This is a genomic window from Enterococcus sp. B2E4, assembly GCF_030499455.1.
GTDB classification, from domain to species: Bacteria; Bacillota; Bacilli; order Lactobacillales; family Enterococcaceae; genus Enterococcus_D; species Enterococcus_D casseliflavus.
Map to the genome: position 1 here is coordinate 115091 of NZ_JAUKPK010000001.1, position 16566 is coordinate 131656.

The 16566-nt window shown below is 41.6% G+C and carries 12 protein-coding genes; 1 reads left to right on the forward strand and 11 read right to left on the reverse strand.

Annotated features, from left to right (window positions below):
• Window positions 1-202: 202 nt before the first annotated feature.
• Both Q1X33_RS00585 and Q1X33_RS00590 read right to left on the reverse strand, forming a co-directional pair.
• Window positions 203-1636, reverse strand: coding sequence for a 6-phospho-beta-glucosidase (locus Q1X33_RS00585; protein ID WP_005225823.1), 1434 nt, complete (start codon window positions 1634-1636; stop codon window positions 203-205).
• A 20-nt stretch (window positions 1637-1656) separates the two neighbouring features.
• The gene (locus Q1X33_RS00590; RefSeq protein ID WP_005225822.1) at window positions 1657-3048 is read right to left on the reverse strand and encodes a 6-phospho-beta-glucosidase; all 1392 of its coding nucleotides are present in this window, start codon (window positions 3046-3048) and stop codon (window positions 1657-1659) included.
• Between the two features lie 260 nt (window positions 3049-3308).
• On the opposite strand from Q1X33_RS00590, the gene Q1X33_RS00595 reads away from it, so the two are divergent.
• A complete protein-coding gene (locus Q1X33_RS00595) occupies window positions 3309-4229 on the forward strand; it encodes a MurR/RpiR family transcriptional regulator (RefSeq protein ID WP_010748037.1) in 921 nt (306 codons plus the stop codon).
• Window positions 4230-4307: 78 nt separating this feature from the next.
• On the opposite strand, the gene Q1X33_RS00600 is transcribed toward Q1X33_RS00595, so the two are convergent.
• The 9 genes from Q1X33_RS00600 to Q1X33_RS00640 form a co-directional block, all read right to left on the reverse strand.
• Entirely contained in the window at window positions 4308-6227 is a 1920-nt protein-coding gene (locus Q1X33_RS00600) for a beta-glucoside-specific PTS transporter subunit IIABC (protein WP_081116556.1), read from the reverse strand.
• Window positions 6228-6428: 201 nt separating this feature from the next.
• Entirely contained in the window at window positions 6429-7271 is an 843-nt protein-coding gene (gene licT, locus Q1X33_RS00605) for a BglG family transcription antiterminator LicT (RefSeq protein ID WP_005225819.1), read from the reverse strand.
• A 305-nt stretch (window positions 7272-7576) separates the two neighbouring features.
• Window positions 7577-9352, reverse strand: a complete 1776-nt coding sequence (locus Q1X33_RS00610; RefSeq protein WP_005225818.1) for an ABC transporter ATP-binding protein — start codon at window positions 9350-9352, stop codon at window positions 7577-7579.
• Complete coding sequence (locus tag Q1X33_RS00615) at window positions 9352-11100, reverse strand: ABC transporter ATP-binding protein (protein WP_194185277.1); 1749 nt, start codon at window positions 11098-11100, stop codon at window positions 9352-9354. Before Q1X33_RS00615 ends, Q1X33_RS00610 begins: the two co-directional genes overlap by 1 nt.
• Window positions 11101-11300: 200 nt before the next feature.
• Window positions 11301-11522 carry a YneF family protein gene (locus tag Q1X33_RS00620; protein WP_005225816.1) on the reverse strand — a complete coding sequence of 74 codons (222 nt, stop codon included), beginning with the start codon at window positions 11520-11522 and terminating at the stop codon, window positions 11301-11303.
• A gap of 107 nt (window positions 11523-11629) precedes the next feature.
• The gene (locus Q1X33_RS00625) at window positions 11630-12433 is read right to left on the reverse strand and encodes an ABC transporter permease (RefSeq protein ID WP_005225815.1); all 804 of its coding nucleotides are present in this window, start codon (window positions 12431-12433) and stop codon (window positions 11630-11632) included.
• A gap of 2 nt (window positions 12434-12435) precedes the next feature.
• Complete coding sequence (locus Q1X33_RS00630; RefSeq protein ID WP_034868509.1) at window positions 12436-13344, reverse strand: ABC transporter ATP-binding protein; 909 nt, start codon at window positions 13342-13344, stop codon at window positions 12436-12438.
• A gap of 240 nt (window positions 13345-13584) precedes the next feature.
• Window positions 13585-15108 carry a helix-turn-helix domain-containing protein gene (locus Q1X33_RS00635; protein ID WP_005225813.1) on the reverse strand — a complete coding sequence of 508 codons (1524 nt, stop codon included), beginning with the start codon at window positions 15106-15108 and terminating at the stop codon, window positions 13585-13587.
• Between the two features lie 297 nt (window positions 15109-15405).
• A complete protein-coding gene (locus Q1X33_RS00640) occupies window positions 15406-16458 on the reverse strand; it encodes an LPXTG cell wall anchor domain-containing protein (RefSeq protein ID WP_034868507.1) in 1053 nt (350 codons plus the stop codon).
• Window positions 16459-16566 lie beyond the last annotated feature (108 nt).

Genomic DNA, 16566 nt, shown 5'->3' on the forward strand with positions numbered 1-16566 from the left:
GTCATGCTTAAGGTCGCCTTTTTTTGTAATTGCTGCAACGCAAGCCTTTTACAGCACTCTCATTGTCGGTTATCAATAATCTCTGAACAGCCATTTCTACTTATTACAAATCATTCGTTTCAATAGTTTTTAAAAAGACTTTAAAAAAACTGCAGTCGATCTACTTAGATTTCTCTAAGGGATCAACTGCAGCTTCTTATAATTAGTTATTCGATAAATCTTCACCGTTTGAAGCAATCACTTGTTTGTACCAATCAAATGATTTTTTCTTTGTTCGTTTCAAGGTGCCGTTTCCTTCATTGTCACGGTCCACATAAATGAAACCATAGCGTTTTTTCATTTCACCTGTTCCAGCTGAAACTAAATCGATACAACCCCAAGTCGTGTAACCCAATAAGTCGACACCATCTTGTTCAACCGCATCTTTCATTGCTTGAATATGCTCTGCCAAGTATTGGATCCGGTAGTCATCTTCCACATAGCCATCTGCATCTGGTGTATCCACAGCTCCTAAGCCGTTTTCAACGATAAACAATGGTTTTTGGTAGCGATCATAAATGTCATTCATTGTGATGCGCAAACCAAGTGGATCAATCTGCCACCCCCACTCACTTGCTTCCAAGTATGGGTTTTTCACAGAGGCAAAAATATTGCCAGCCGTTTGTTCTAATAATTCAGCGTCCGTGGTTGATACGCGGGAAGAATAGTAAGAGAAGGAAATAAAGTCTACGGTGTGAGCTTTCAACAGCTCAAGGTCGCCTTCTTCCATTTTGATTTCGATCCCATTGCGTTCCATTTCTTTCAGCGCATATTGTGGATATTCCCCACGTGATTGAACATCAATAAAGAAATAGTTTTCGCGATCTGCTTTGCGTGATTCCCAGACATCTTCTGGTTTGCTTGTATATGGATAGTATGCGCCAGCAGCTAACATACAGCCTACTTTGTTCTCAGGATCGACTTCATGAGCGATTTTCGTTGCGATCGCAGAGGCCAATAGCTCATGGTGAGCCGCTTGATATTTCACTTGCTCAACGTTATCGCCTTCTTCAAAGTAAAGACCTGCTCCCATAAATGGCGCATGGAGAATCATGTTGATTTCGTTGAAGGTCAACCAATATTTTACTAATCCTTTGTAACGGTTGAAAATCACGTTACACAAGTTTTCATAGAATCCGACCAATTCACGAGAACGCCATGCCCCGTATTTTTCAACTAAATGCATTGGGCAATCAAAGTGAGTGATCGTTACTAATGGTTCGATCCCATATTTGTGGCATTCTTTGAAAAGATCTTCATAGAACTTCAAGCCGTCTTCATTTGGTTCTGTTTCATCCCCTTTAGGGAAAATCCGACTCCAAGCGATCGACAAACGGTAGGTTTTAAAGCCCATTTCGCCAAATAGCGCGATGTCTTCTTTGTAGCGATGATACATATCGATCGCTTCTTTTGCTGGGTAGAAATGTTCGTCATCAAAATCGAACATTTTCATTTGACCAGTAATGACTGGAAAACGATCTTTGCCGATCGGTACCACGTCAACGTTTGCCAAGCCGCGTCCGCCTTCTTGGTAGCCTCCTTCACATTGATTGGCAGCTGTTGCGCCGCCCCATAAAAAGTCTTTTCTAAATACCATGTTTCTTTCCTACTTTCTCTTTATTTAACTAGTTCGCGATCAAGTTCGCGGGCTACTTCATCTTGTACTTCTACGCCTTCTTTTTCAAGACGTGCGATCGTTTCCTTAAATTTAGGCAAGTGATCTTTGTGGGCAATAAACAGTTCGTCCATGACACGTTTTGCCGTATCACCTGATGGAACCAATGGGTTGATGGTGAAGGCTTGTAATGCGATATTGTAATCCCCCGTCACAGCTGCTTCGATCGTTAATAATTCCATTGCTTTCATTACCTGTAACCAACCTTTTTCAGCTGTCGGTAACTCACCAAAGGCAACATTTCTAGCCCCTTGTCCGCCAACGTAAGCTGTTACTTCGACTACGCAATCGGCAGGAAGATCTGGAACGGCGCCTTCATTTTTGGTTGAAACGACGATTTGGGTATTTTTATTAGCATAAATGGAAGCAATCGTTTCACACGCTGCATCTGAGTAGTAAGCACCACCACGTTTTTGCAGCTGTTCTGGTTTATGATCCAATTCAGGATCTTTGTACAACTCAAACAATTCGGCTTCGGTTTGTTTCACTTGCTGTGCGCGTGTACCGACAGTCTTGTACTCTTCGATCGCATGATTCAACATTTCTTCTTGACGATAGTAATAACGGTGATACCCGCAAGGAATCATCTTCATTTGTTCCAGCTGTTCTTTGTAAAATGGTACATCAAAGATATTCTTCGGTAAGCCATTGTCTTCTTCATACATTTTATCAATAATGTCCATCGTAACGTCATTGCCGTGTGAGTCGGTAACTTTGTGCCAGTGGAAGTGGTTCAATCCTGCAAATTTGTAAATCAATTCGTCAGGTTCTTTGCCAAGCAACGCAGGTTCAACCATCGTTGCCATGACAGGCACGTTACACAACCCGATGACTTTGTCCCATTTTCCGTAACGCACGATTGCTTCAGTCACCATACCGCTTGGATTCGCAAAGTTGATCAACCAGGCATCGGGACACAAGCGTTTCATGTCTTCAACGATTTCAAGAATGATTGGAACCGTACGAAACGCTTTGAACATACCACCAGGGCCGTTGGTTTCTTGACCAATCATGCCGTAATAGGCAGGAATTCGTTCATCTTTGATACGGGCATTCAGCAATCCTACTCGGAATTGAGTCGTAACGAAATCAGCATCTTTTAACGCTTCTTCTCGATCCAATGTCATGTGGATTTTTACATCGTAGGGTGACGCATCCCACATCCGTTGTGCCATCGCACCAACGATTGCTAATTTTTCTTTTCCTGCTTCGATATCTACTAGCCAAATCTCACGAATCGGCAATTCTTCATAGCGTTTGATAAAGCCTTCCATTAACTCCGGGGTATAGCTGCTGCCGCCACCAATGGTTGCAATTTTAATTCCTTTTGTCATTGTATTGCTCCTTTGCTATTTTATTTACATTCTTATTATCATTCATAAAAACATTTGATTCAATGTAAATAGCATATTTAGAAAAAGCGTTTGCAAATCTCGCTTCTTCTTGCAGATGTTTTGTAAAAAAGATTTACAAAGAGCATCAAATAAGGAATAATTAGGATGTAAACGATTCGCTAGTTACTGAATAAAAACGAATTTCTGTAAAAACCATTTACAAATAATCATAAAAAAATGTAAAAAGGAGCATATACACCATGTTGTTACAAGAAAAAATGCGCCAAATCAAACTAGCCCCCGCCGAACGATCGTTGATTGATTATTTATTAGCCAATCCGACCGCGATGGCGGATCAAACCATCAAGGAATTATCTGAAAAAACCTATGTTCATCCTTCTACTTTTATTCGGATCGCCAAAAAATTAGGCTTCAATGGTTGGCTCGACTTAAAAACGGCCTTTGTGGAAGAGCAAACATATATGAGCAGCCATTTTACCGATGTGGATGCGAACTTTCCCTTCTCTTCCCATGACGGTATTATGACCATCGCCAAAAAATTGGCAAAGCTTGAACAAACAACGATCGAAGATACGCTTTCCTTGATCCATCATGATGAATTACAAAAAGCGAAACAATCGTTGCTCAATGCCAACCATATCAGGATTTTCGCCAGCAATGCCAACACCTTGATTTCTCAAGACTTTGTTTTGAAGATGCGGCGTTTAGGAAAAAGTATCCACGTCTGCGATACCTTCGGCGAAAGTGCCTATGAGGCATCCAACTGTACCTCCGATACGACCGCGATTTTGATTTCTTACACAGGTGAAAACAAAATGGTTAAAGAAATCGGTAAGATCCTCGCCGAACGGCAGGTCTCCATCATTGGGATGACTAGTATTGGCGAGAATGCGTTAGCGAAATTAAGCGATTGTGTCTTAAATATCACAACAAGAGAACGGCTTTATTCAAAGATCGCGAATTTTACGATCAATACCTCGGTTTGCTACTTACTAGATTTGTTGTATGCAGTCGTCTTTTCGGAACATTATGAGAAAAATCTGCAGCATTTGATCGATATTGGGATGGCGTATGATAAGCGCCCCACTTCATCAACGATAATCGCTGAACCAACCTATGATAAAAACCTTCATTATAAAGACTCACTATTTCCCAATTAAATGACTGTCAAAAAGCGATCGAGCCTTCACGACCGATCGCTTTTATCCTTATATAGCTGTTTTGCAGGAAAATGTTTCCTAAACTAAAGCCGTGATCAAATCATCGGAACAACCAACTTCTCGTTTGTCAGACTCGATGATATCCAAATAATCCGCTGAGTTGGTCACTAGCACTGGGGTCTCAATATTGAATCCTGCTTTGATCAATGCATCTTTATCAAAGCTGATCAATTTTTGCCCACGAGTGACTTTATCGCCTTGCTTCACATGCGCTTCAAAGAACTCACCATTCAATTGAACAGTATCCAAACCAATATGGATCAAAAGTTCTAAACCATTCTCAGAAATCAACCCGATGGCATGTTTGGTTGGGAACAATGTCATCACAGTACCATCAAAAGGAGCCACGACTTCGCCTTTTGAAGGATGGATCAGGATACCTTTTCCTAGCACTCCTTGAGCAAAGGCTTCATCTTTGGCACTGCTTAGTGGCGCGATCGTTCCTTCCACTGGAGAAGTGATCACTTCTTTTCGAACAGTCATCGCTGGTTGTCCTTCTGCGATTTCTTCTTCCACTGCATCATCTTTCCAGAAAGCCATGGTCAAACCAAAGCCAATCGCTGCAGCGATCAAGATTCCAAAGACAGAGAACCACATGCCACTAGCGTCGCCTTCTGGAGTGATGTAGTTGAAAATGCCAAAGACCCCTAACCCACCAGAGGTGTAGCTCGTTGTTCCATTGATCATCAAGAAGGCACCTGCGACCGCACCACCAATCATTGAGTAGAAGAACGGCATTTTTTTCGGTAACGTGATTCCATAAATCGCTGGCTCCGTTACACCGAAAAGCCCTGAGATAATAGCTGGTGGACATAGTGCTTTCAGTTTTTTATCTTTCAGTTTAAAGTACATCGCCATCACTACGGCTGTTTGAGCAAAGCTGGCACCAAACGTAGCTACCAAAATCTGACTGTAGCCTAGTTGTGTCACTTGCATAATGTGTAGCGGAACAACTGACCAGTGAAGACCGAAAATAACCAATACTTGCCAGAAGAAACCTAGCAACAAGCCATAGGCAGCTGGTGAGAAGTCCATCAGCGCTTCAAATCCTGAGCTCAAAAGATCCGTCAACATACTGATCACAGGTCCAATCACCAAAAAACCAATTGGCAATGCAATCAAGAGAACTAAGAACGGTACTAAGAACGTTTGGACAACAGAAGGAATGATTTTTTTTGCAAATTTTTGAACTTGTGCAGCAAAGGCAATGATAAAGATGACCGGCACCACACTGCTAGTATACGTTGCGCCAACCCACGGAATCCCTAAGAACGTTTCGTACGCTGGCAAGCCTAACAAGCTATACGGTGCAGCAGCTCCCTCGCCAGCCCCTGCAAGAAATGCGGCTTGCAAAGCAGATCCTTGAATCGTTGGGTAACAAAGCGCTGATCCGATCACGATTCCCACCATTGGATTTAAGCGAAACTTTTTCGCTGACGTATACCCTAAAATCACTGGCATAAACATGAAGATCGAATCGCCGATCGCATTGAACATAACGTAGGTACCTGTCGTCGTTGTAAAATCGATCAAGCCTGTTGTACCAATAAAAAGCAACAGTGCGTTTAGTCCTTTGATCATCCCCGCCGCACACAAAGCACCTAAGAAGGGTTGGAAGCAGCCGCTCAAAATATCGATCAAACGATCAAACAAGTTGCCACCTGAAGCTGTTTCTTCAGCATCACCACTGATTCCTGCTACATCGATCACTTCTGCATAGACATCTGGCACATGGTTTCCGATAACCACCTGGTATTGACCGCCACTCTTCATGACCGTCACGACCCCATCCATGTTCTTTAAGACTTCATCATTTGCGACTCCTTCATCCTTTAATTTAAAACGCAGGCGTGTGATACAATGCGTCAAGCTATTGATGTTCTCTTTCCCACCAACATTTGCTACGATTTTTTCTGCTAATTCACGATATTTTCCCATTTTTGATTCCTCCAATTTTTTTGTATTGAAGGTTTAGCCAACTGAATGTCACTATCCAAAATGTTTTCTTTTTTTGATTTCTTGCTACATGGTCAGATGCCTTGAAGCTGATGTTTGATAAGAATCATTGCGAAGAAATTTTTCTTTTTCGACACCTTCTCATGAATCAAAAAATCCTTCTCCTTTCTTGTTTTTTTTCAATCAACGATTTTTTTGCACAAGTCTGGCAATATGAATCGTTAAATACAAACTTTCGTCACTGGACATTTGATACTGATACTGATTTTCTAATAGCTCAGCGATTTTTTGTACGCATTGATACGCATTTCGGTACTTCACTTTGACCATAGCCAAAAGATCTTCATCGGTTTCATCCACATGAGTAGTATGGTTTTGCATTCTTGAGACAAAAAATTTCAAATGCGTAGTGAAGCGATAAAAATAAACGGACTCTTCATCAAAGGTTGTTTTGAAAAAATATTTAACAATGTTAATAATGTCTTGCATCGTTTGGGTTAGTTCAGCAATATTGCCTTGGTCACCATTCTCAGTTTGCGCATTGACGAGATGCAGAGCAATAAAGCCGGCTTCGTCATCTGGCAGCTGAATCCCGTAATGTTCTTTGATTTTCTCTACTGTTTTGCAGCCTATTTGGTACTCATCGGGGAAAAAACGCTTGATATCCCACAATAAGACATTTTTGACCGTCATTCCTTTTTTCGATCGTTCAATGGCACAGTGCATGTGATCCGTCAACGAGATGTAAATGGAATCATTGATTGGGGATGACAATTCTCGCCGAGCATACTCAATGATCTCATTGGATAATTCAAGATATTCCAGTGGTAAGTCAGCAAGCAGCTCTTGAAATTGAGATAAGATCGTCTGATTTTCTAAGCGATACACTTTATCGACCGTTTCTGAAGAAATTTCATCTCCCACTTTTTTCTTAAATGCAATCCCCCGCCCCATAACAATAATCTCGTTTTGACTTTGATCGGTAGTGATCACAACATTATTGTTTAACACTTTACTGATTTTCATGTCCTACCCCCACTTACTTTATCATTGCGGATATGGTTCATTGCTTGTCTTTATTGCTGAGCCAACAGTCAACACAGAAAAAACCTCATGAAAGCAGCGCAAATACCGCAGCTTCATCAGGTTTAGCTTGTTAAAAATCAACAATCACTATCCATTAGAACCAGTTTTATTATCTTTATCATAGCAAAGGTGGAAAGCGCTGTCAATCGTTGTTCGTTATTTTTATATTCATCCCTTCTTTCTTTTTTCGTGCAAAAAAACCTTAAAAACGAAAGTCTTTAAGGTTAGCGTTACTATTAAAACTATTAAACTTCACTTGCCTGCAAACGGTACATATCGGCATACAACCCTTTTTGAGCCAAAAGTTCATCATGGGTGCCTCGTTCGACGATCGAGCCTTTATCAAGCACCAAAATCAACTCGGCATCGCGGATGGTAGACAATCGATGGGCGATCGCGATTGTGGTTCGCCCTTGACGCATATTTGCCAACCCTTCTTGGATCAGCCCTTCTGTTTCAGTATCGATATTGGCAGTCGCCTCATCCAAGACCAGCACTTTCGGATCGGTCACCATGGTGCGGGCAAAGGAAATCAATTGTCGCTGCCCACTTGAATAGCTGGCGCCCCGTTCAATCACTTTGGCGTGGTATTTACCAGGTAATTTTTGAATAAAGGCATCTGCTTGAACAAATTTTGCTGCTGCTTCGATCTGTTCCTCACGAATGTCCTGATTCAATAAGCGGATATTGTCAGCGATGTCCCCATAAAACATGAAGGCGTCTTGCAATACGAGTCCGACTTTTTTCCGAAGCTCTTCCATCGTGAAGTCGCGGATATCTTGATCATCGATCAAAATTTGCCCTTCCCCGAATTCGTAAAAACGCATCAACACATTGATGATCGAGCTCTTGCCACTTCCTGTGTGACCGACTAAAGCCACGGTCTCACCTGGATAGGCGATAAAAGAAATATGATTCAATACGTTGTTTTTACCATCATAGGAAAAACTGACATCGCGAAATTCGATTTTTCCTTTGGTGATGGTTTGATTAGCATCGGGGTTTTGCTGGGGCGTGTATTCTTCGTTATCCATAATCTTTAGAATACGGCTGCCGGCGACCATCCCATCAGTAAAGACGCTGAGAAAATCCATCATCTGTGTCATGGGATTAAAGAATCCTTGAATATAGGTCGTAAAGGCGAAAATCAACCCGACTTCAATGGGCGATTCTAAGGCATCAAACCCAAAGATCGTCAACGACAAGGCGATCGCTAAGGCATACAACAAACTAATGATTGGTGATAATAGCAGCGCATTCGTGCGGATCATAGCGTATCTAGTTTTCAAATAATCATCGTTGGTCGCTTCGAATTCTTCATTCAGCCGCGCCTCTTGACGGAATTGCTGAATGATTTGCATACCAGAAATCGATTCATTCAATTTCGTATTCAGCTGACTCAGTTTTTCCCGCATTTGACGATAGATACGAGAGCTGAATTTTTGATAATACCAGATGACTACCATTAGGATCGGCAGAAAAATCAAGTTCAGTAAGGCAATTTTGACGTTGATGCGGAACATGGCGGCAAAAGAAGAAACCACCGCAAAAATTCCTGTCAATACCATCAAGAAGACATACCAAAATTCATACAACGTTTCTGTGTCGTTGCTGACCCGTGAAACGATTGAACCCGCTGGTGTCTGATCGAAATAGCGCATCCCAAGACTATGCAATTTTTCAAATAATTTTGCTCGAATATACTGATAGGTTTTTAAAGAACCCATCGAATAAAGGAACCATTGGAAAAACCAAATCACAGCTTTTACCAACACCCCAAAGAAATACAATGCAGCAAAGAAATAAATGACTTGCTGGGTCGCCGTTTGATTGGTCAAATAATTATCCATAAAGGTTTGAATGATCAAAGGCAACAGGATATTGACGATCGATAGCACAAAAGCAAAAAAGATCGCTGCATAGAAGGTTTTTCGAAATGGCTTGGCAAAAAGAAACATTCGTTTGATGATATTTTTTTGCTCTTTAAAGGGAATCGATTTACTCCATTCTGATTCTTGCATTAGACTTCACTCCCTTCGATTTTGGCTTCTAGTTGCTGTTTGTCCCACATTTTTTTATACCAGCCATTTGCAGCCAATAATTGTTCATGGGTCCCACGTTCACTGATTTTCCCATTGTCGATCACAAGAATTTCTTCTGCGTGCTTGACACTGCTTAGACGGTGGGCAGCAATGATCGTTGTTTTATTCTGACGGAACGTCCGCAACTGTTGTAAAATAGCTTCTTCCGTTTTGGCATCTACTGCTGAAAGAGCGTCATCTAAAATCAATAATTCTGGATCAGTGATCAAAGCACGGGCAATGGATAAACGCTGTTTTTGTCCACCAGAAAGAGAAACACCACGTTCCCCCACCATCGTTTCGTACCCTTCAGGAAACTGACTGATATCCTCGTGGATCACTGCCAATCCAGCAGCTGCTTCCACTTCTGCTTGAGAAGCCCGTGGTTGCGCAAAGCGGATATTGTCTCGAATCGTCATGGAAAATAAGAAATGATCTTGCGGAACATAACCGATCGACCCCAAAAGAGCATTCAAGGAGTATTGCTTGCTATCGATGCCCCCGAAGGTGATCGCCCCGTCAAATGAATCATACTCTCGCAACAAGAGCTTCATCAAAGAGGTTTTTCCAGCACCGGTTTTCCCGACGACACCTAGTGTCTGACCCGCTGGCAAAGTAAAGTGGATGTCTTGCAGGGCAAAATCATCTCCTTGATAGTGAAAATCATTGATTTGAACGTTCACCGTTCCTTGGGCTGGGGCATCGACCGCATCTTTGGCTTCAATAATATGGGTCTTTGCCGCCAACAATTCGGCAACCCGATCATAACTTGCATTGCCTCGTTCCAGCACATTAAACAGACGTCCGATGGCAAACATCGGCCAAACTAACATACCGATATAACTGATGAAGGATACCAATTGACCGATCGAGATGGTACCGTTCATGACATAATTGCCGCCAACGATGATCGTCAGCACATAGGAGATTCCGATGATGATCGTAATAAACGGATCAAACAAGGCATCCAGAAAATTGACTTTGCGGTTTTTGATGATGGCATGGTCGATTTTGGTTTGAAAATCAGCGATGTCCTCTTTTTCCTGTCCAAAAGTTTTGATGACTTTCATCCCAGTAATACTTTCTTGGGCTTTGTCGTTGATGGAAGAAAATGCTTCTTGCGAGTCACGAAACGCATCATGCAGTTTGCTACCAAGAACCCGTGCCATGACTGCTAAGAAAGGCAGCGGCAATAGAGCAATGATCGTTAACCGCCAGTCGATAAAGAGAACCATCGCAATGATGGTTGCCCCTCCCGAGATGAAGGAATCGGCAAAGGTCAAGATCCCTGCCCCTGCCACATTTTGGATGGCATTCAAGTCATTGGTGGCATGGGCCATCAAATCACCTGTCCGATGCTTTTGATAAAACAACTGATCCATCCTTGTAAAATGTGCAAATAGCTGTCTGCGTAACGTTTTTTCTAGCCGAGCGGCACTGCCCCAGATATGCGTTCGCCAGACAAAACGAAACACGTATTGAGCGATGGCTGAAGCAATCAAGATCATGACCCAAAAAAAGATCGTCTGCATCGAGATCTCTTTTTCCGCAATCTCATCGATGATGATCCCGATAACTTTGGGAGGGGCCAACTGTACCAAGGCGACCAAGACTAAAGAGCCTACGCCTAACAAATAATGTTTCTTTTCTTGTTTAAAAAACCAACCTAACTTCCTAAATATTGACATAACACTCTCCATTTCTTTATGACCTGTTGCCTAAATTTTGCGATTTTTCCGAATATTCATTGGATTCAGATTCGATTGCTTCCCCGCTATTTACAGAACATAAATAGAAAAAGTACCCTGGGGACATTTTTGATTCGTTGCTGCGTTTTGCCGCAATAAAAAGCGAGCTGATAAAATCAGCCCGCTTTTTAGAAAAAACCCTACTTTTGGTTTTTCATTTGCTGCATCATCTGACGAATTTTTTTCTCAGAAGGTTTTTGACCCATTGACATCATCATCGAGCGAAGCATATCCTCATTAACGGGAGGATTTTTCTTTAGATAATCTTGCATATATTTACGCGCCAAAAAGAAGCCGCCGACAGCGCCTAGTAATGCTGCAACAACAGCGATCACGATTACGATTCCTATATTAATAGTCATTTGAAAACTCTCCTTTCTCTTGTACTCTCAATGAATCATTTTACTAGAAAAAAACACAAAAAGAAAGAGTGAAAGCTGGATTTATCCAAAAACTTTCACTCGTTTCCTCAACTTAATGCGACATCTCTTTTGTTGAATAACCAATTTGTTAAAAGGTAGATTAAAACACTGTAAACAAGGATCCCGATCGCCATTTCCCAATAGCCCAATCCCGGATCAAAGGCAGTCATCTGCATGTCAGGACTATTTAATACACTCGGTATTTGCTCTTTAATATTCATAAAATTAAATGGATTCCACTTCAGCCATGGGTATTTTTCTTGCGCAAAAAGCATGATCGAGTTGATGATGCTGCTTCCAAACAACATACCCAAGCCTAAGCCTACCGCCAAGCTTTGGGAGCGAATGACGGCTGAGATAAAGATGGTCAATGCAATATAAAAGACAATCAATAGTAAGTTGGTTCCCGCAAAAACAAGGGCAACGAGAATCGCCGCTAGCCCGTTGTAGCCAGTAGCAGCAAAAGGTGATTCAGCTGCTAAAAATAAATTGGCGGCTGCTAAACTACTGATTAGTAAAACAGCGGTCCCTAACAGCGCAAATAAAAACGTGTTGATCGCTTTTGCTGCTAAGATTTGGCTTCTGGAAAAAGGCCGAATCAATAAGAACTTGATCGTTCCTCGACTAAACTCTTCCGCCACTGAAGAAGCTGCCACAATCACTACAAATAAGTTTAAGAACGACGTCATATCGCTTAAAGAAGCAAATAAATCATTGGCACCAATTTCTGGACTACCTAAGCGTACAACATAGGTCAAGCCAAACGTCATTAAAACCAATAAAAGCAACATGATCCAAGTAGAACGCTTTTTGGTTAATTTGATCCATTCATTTTTAATCAATGTCAGCATGCTTACAAACCTCCTTCTTCGGTCCAAGCCAAGAATGTATCTTCTAAAGAAGATTGCTTTGTCCGTAGTTCTTTTAAGCCGATACCCGCCGTCACGATCGCTGCAGCGATTTCAGAACGCTGATCTGTTTGCAACGTGACTTGCAATTCGTCTTCTACGTGCAAGACCTCGACGTCAAAGGAAGCTTTTAACAGTGCTTCTGTTTGCAAGTGATCATCGGTTTTGATGATCAACACATTTTTCTCTGCTTTCAACTCTGCCATTGCTACTTGATGAGTGACTTTTCCTTTTTGCACCACGATCAAATGATCGGCAATTTGTTCGATATCGCTTAATTGATGACTGGAAACTAAGACAGAAACTCCTTTTTCTCTTAAAGAAAGAATCATTTCCCGAAACTCCCGCATGCCTTTAGGATCCAGGCCATTCATCGGTTCATCTAAAACTAATAAGTCTGGTTGATGGACCAATGCCTGGGCAACACCTAAACGCTGACGCATCCCTAATGAATAGGTTTTGACTTTTTGATGGATATGTCCTTCTAAATGCACCTGACGGATCAGGGCTTCTAGCTCAGAGGCTGTGCCTTTTTTCTTCGCCATACGCTGATACTGCATCAAATTCTCATAACCGGTCATATAATTATAAAACTCAGGATTCTCAACGATCGCTCCGACTGAGGCAATCGCTGTTTTAAAAGAAGAATCCAATAAATTTCCCATAATGGCAATCGATCCTGTGTTATGCTTCATCAAGCCAACGATCATTCGGATGATCGTCGTCTTCCCAGCCCCATTGGGCCCTAATAAACCAACGACTTGTCCTTGGTCCACCACAAAGGAAACATCATCAATGATTCGTTTGGTCCCAATCAATTTGGAAACATTTTGCAGTGCTAATACTTCTGTCAAAGTTACCCCTTCTTCCTAACACCATTTCTGCAACGATTTTAAATAAAAAACGTTATGATAATATGTATACCATGCCATCTCTGTAAAAAAAAGTCAAGAAGCGAAAAAGGAACATCGATGCTCCTGTTTTTGCTTCTTGACAACTTCGTTTATCACTGATGCTTTTCAAGTTTGCCCTATTGCTGCTGGTCAAAAGCTTGGCAAAATTATAAGTTCTATTTGCTCGATCTTATAGCGGGGTCACTCCGTTTGGGTGAATGCCAGTTGGGCGAACGCTGCCTTGTTCTTGGCACTTCTGATCTGTTTGATCACTTGCTTGAGCTGTTTCCACTCCTTTGCGCTTGGGTGACCATTCCAATAAAAGAGGTAAGGCTGTTCTTCCTCAGAAAATTCCTGATGGATCGGATAATCGCTGATCACCAAATCTGGTTTTTGAGACAGCGAATAATGGGCCATCGCTCGATGCGTGGCATTCATCAAGCGGTTCTTGATCCAAAGCTCTTGCGTTTTTCCGTATTTCGAATGGATCGAGAACGTGACCGGCTGTTCATATTTGATAAAAATAACTCTCAGTAACATACAGTATTGGAAAATCAAGCGATCATTCATTTGCAGTAATCTACGCAACGCTGGTAAAGAAACAGTCGCTTCCAAAAAAAACCGTTTCATGGTTGGATAAAGCACTGGAAAAGCGGCTTGCAGCTCTTGCTCGTCGGTTGTTTTGCCAAAACTATCGCTTTTTTGTCGCGTACCAAAACAGCCAGAGGCGGAATGGATCATGACCAGATTAACCAGTAAATAGTTTTTTTCGGCTTCTGTAAATGTCAACCGAAAATACACGGCTAGTTTTTCAACGAGCTGCGCTTCTTGCTGGTACTTTGGCTGAGTCAGCCACGAGATGTTAGCAGCATCGAGATCCTCCTCAAGATAGGTGTTCATTACCCCAAACATATAATACAAGAAGCTGCGTTCAACCTCCGAAATTTCAGAAAACGGCAGATGATTCTTGTGAAACAATGGGTTCAAAAAGACCTGATCAAACTGATTTTTTTCAATTAATGGGTGCTCAAACGTCAGTACTTCGTTGGGTAAAAACGAAAGCGGATGCTTTTGATGGATTCTTTGCACGGAGATAGCGAATAGATGAAGAAATTTATCGATATCGATTTTTCTCATATAAGAAGCATGGGTTTCAAACAACGCTTCAGCCTGCTCTTTCTCCTTGATCGATGCCAAGACTTGTGAGTCCTTCTCATCAAAAATTTGCCAATAGGTAAGATGATAAAAATAGCGGATCGCATATTCATCACCTGCTAAAGGATCACCTTTTTTTAAACTATAGGACAAATGATAGTTCGCCAAAACATGATTTAACTCCTGCAATTTTCGTTGAATCGTGCGGGGACTGCTAAAGGTTTTGTGGCTGAGTTGTTCAAGGGAATGATAATCCCCCTGAAAGAGTGCATCCAGCAAGATAAACCCAATGGTTCCCTGCAACAATACACTATAGGCTTGGCTCAATAGAAATCGTGGAGAAAAAGCAATCGACACTTCTTTTTCCAGCCGATCATAGGTCAAAGTAAACTGAGGATAGCGTGCACGAAACACCTCTACTTGCTGAACGATCGACTGCATTTTGTTGGTTTTCCTATCGAAAACACCTGAGAGCTCTTTAATTGTATAGTCTTTCTTGTTCGTTTCGTAACAATAACTTAGAAACGCATAAATTTGTTTTTCTGTCGTATCCAAAAGTGCCTGTAACATGAAATTTCCCTCGCTTGTATAATCAGCAAACGCTGTTTTTATCCTAAATTTGTCATCTTACAAAATTGTAAGCTGTCAGTGTTTGGTGATGGTACCACCGTGCGCTCTTTTCTGTCAAATCACTTTTAACAAATTTTCCTTTCGTTATCTGTATATTTTCATAAAAAAAGTCTGACGCCTCAAAACGATCGTCAGACATTTTGTTAAAAACGGTAAAACAAAATGTGATTGTGCTTTCTGGGGAAGAAAATTCCAATCGTGGGTTATCAATTCTCTCATTATCCTCGGCTTTTTTCTTTACTGCCTCTCATCAGAAAATAACTTTCGATTCAGCCAGTAAAGGAAGACAGTAAGGATAACCACGCCTAGACCAAAGAGTAAATAGCGAATACTTGTATTTTTGCTGCCGGTTTTCGGTAGTACGGCTCCATTGACCTCCTTAGCACTGCTTGTCTCCGTACGTTGTTCCTGTTCCATTTTCACTGAAGACGATGCTTTAGCGAGTTGTTTGCCTGCGGGATCATCGGAGGAAACACTTCGCTTGCTTGACTGACTTTGGTTCGGCGCTAATTTGTTTGGTTTCGTTTCTGAATCTGAAAGATCCTCAGATGCCGCTTCACTAACAGTCGTTGTTCCTGTTGTTGCGGTGGTTTCTTGACTACTAATTGTCTGACTCGATTCACTCTCACTGGCTGGTTGGGTGTTGAAGTTTTCTGACTCACTTGCATTGTGACTACTTTCGATACTTTGAGAATCCTGACTTGTGTTTTCCGTAGTAGAAGTCCTTGGATCCGTCGATTGAGAGTCGCTAAATTTCGGTTCGATACTACTAAAGGAAGAGCTTGTTTCTTCAGACACCTTAGAGCTTGCGCTTATCTCAGAGTTCGTGGTCTCACTAGAGCTCGGGGGTGTTATTACCTGCCATTGACTAGGCTTCAAGTTTTCAGTAATCGTTGTTTCACCGTCATAAATCACAACTAAATCTACTTTATCCACACTTTTGATCTCATCGATGGCCATCTCAGCATAGATCCTTAAGTAGTTTTCAACACCTGAAAACCAATCGACATTTGTTAGATACGTTTCACCAATCACCTTTTCACTGTGTCCATTGCCATCCCAACCATAAGTTAAACGGATACAAACGTTTTGTGAAGTCAGCGTTTTGTTCGGCCGTACCGGGATCGTAATGACTTTCAAGGCTTCATCATAGATCACTCGATTCGTTTGAACAGAAAACGATAAATTCCCTCCGGCTCGTTCTTTTGCTGAAGTATGATCGAAACCAAACACCAGCAGCAATAATCCCGCTAACAGCAAAATCAACACAATTCCAACCAGTTTTCTCATTTCCTCACTTCCTAAATGAATATTTCAAGATAACTTGATAAGGAAATTATAATAAACTCTCAGAGAAAACATGCGCCGAAAAAAAAAGGAAAGACCCAATAAAATGGC

Bases quoted from the DNA above. Each gene is read 5' to 3' on its own strand.
- Q1X33_RS00625 (WP_005225815.1), bottom strand. From the start codon at position 12,433: ATGCTGACATTGATTAAAAATGAATGGATCAAATTAACCAAAAAGCGT.
- Q1X33_RS00610 (WP_005225818.1), bottom strand. From the start codon at position 9,352: ATGCAAGAATCAGAATGGAGTAAATCGATTCCCTTTAAAGAGCAAAAA.
- Q1X33_RS00595 (WP_010748037.1), top strand. From the start codon at position 3,309: ATGTTGTTACAAGAAAAAATGCGCCAAATCAAACTAGCCCCCGCCGAA.
- licT (WP_005225819.1), bottom strand. From the start codon at position 7,271: ATGAAAATCAGTAAAGTGTTAAACAATAATGTTGTGATCACTACCGAT.
- Q1X33_RS00620 (WP_005225816.1), bottom strand. From the start codon at position 11,522: ATGACTATTAATATAGGAATCGTAATCGTGATCGCTGTTGTTGCAGCA.
- Q1X33_RS00640 (WP_034868507.1), bottom strand. From the start codon at position 16,458: ATGAGAAAACTGGTTGGAATTGTGTTGATTTTGCTGTTAGCGGGATTA.
- Q1X33_RS00615 (WP_194185277.1), bottom strand. From the start codon at position 11,100: ATGTCAATATTTAGGAAGTTAGGTTGGTTTTTTAAACAAGAAAAGAAA.
- Q1X33_RS00635 (WP_005225813.1), bottom strand. From the start codon at position 15,108: ATGTTACAGGCACTTTTGGATACGACAGAAAAACAAATTTATGCGTTT.
- Q1X33_RS00590 (WP_005225822.1), bottom strand. From the start codon at position 3,048: ATGACAAAAGGAATTAAAATTGCAACCATTGGTGGCGGCAGCAGCTAT.
- Q1X33_RS00585 (WP_005225823.1), bottom strand. From the start codon at position 1,636: ATGGTATTTAGAAAAGACTTTTTATGGGGCGGCGCAACAGCTGCCAAT.
- Q1X33_RS00600 (WP_081116556.1), bottom strand. From the start codon at position 6,227: ATGGGAAAATATCGTGAATTAGCAGAAAAAATCGTAGCAAATGTTGGT.